1 protein-coding gene is annotated in these 712 nt (G+C 49.0%); it reads right to left on the bottom strand.

From position 1 onward, the window contains the following. Positions 1 to 712 (bottom strand): Calx-beta domain-containing protein (locus tag QO187_RS13700; RefSeq protein WP_371548645.1); only part of this gene is annotated, 712 nt, incomplete at both ends.

Raw genomic sequence — 712 nt, forward strand, 5'->3', positions numbered from 1 at the left:
GCACTGTCCGTGCCAATAGTGGCGTTCTGTGCATTGCTGATATCCAGTACTAAGTCTTCTGAGCGCTCATAAACATCATCATCCGCCACCGTAATGGTGATGACTGGGGCTTTGGTTTGACCCGCTGCAATCTTGACGCTTGCGCCATTGGTGAGGAAGTCTTGGATCTGAGCCTGGGTGCCTAATGTCACTACAATGCCGTCTGAATTAGTGTAACTAATAGAAGCAATGTCCGCCGCTTCGATAGTGCTATTTACTGTATTCAGCTTAACGTCAACAATAGTGTCAAAGTTACTCAGATTATCTTGCGAGACATCAAAGATAAGCAAGTTATCGACACCTTCAGTGGCAGTATCTTTAGTTGCAGTAATAGATACCACTGGGGTGTCCTCTCCTAGCGTAGGATCGTTAGGATCGACAGGGGTGGTGCCATCGGTGGTGCCATCATCATAGATGGTGGTGTTGACGCTGTCATCAGGGCCTATCGTTGCCGTACCTGAAGTGATATCCGTCACGGTAACGGTAAAGTCCTCGGGGCCTTCAGACAGATTGTCATCCACAATCGGTACTTTGACATCAACCGTCGTTTGACCCGCTGGGATAGTCACAAGCTGGGTGACAGGCGCGGTATAGTCCGCTGAGCCTTCGGTGCTGCCATCACTAATGGTGACTTCAATCACCGTATCTATCGTACTTGGATTGCTGATGCTGA

This window comes from Psychrobacter sp. Arc9 (genome assembly GCF_041431295.1).
In the GTDB taxonomy this organism is placed as follows: Bacteria; Pseudomonadota; Gammaproteobacteria; order Pseudomonadales; family Moraxellaceae; genus Psychrobacter.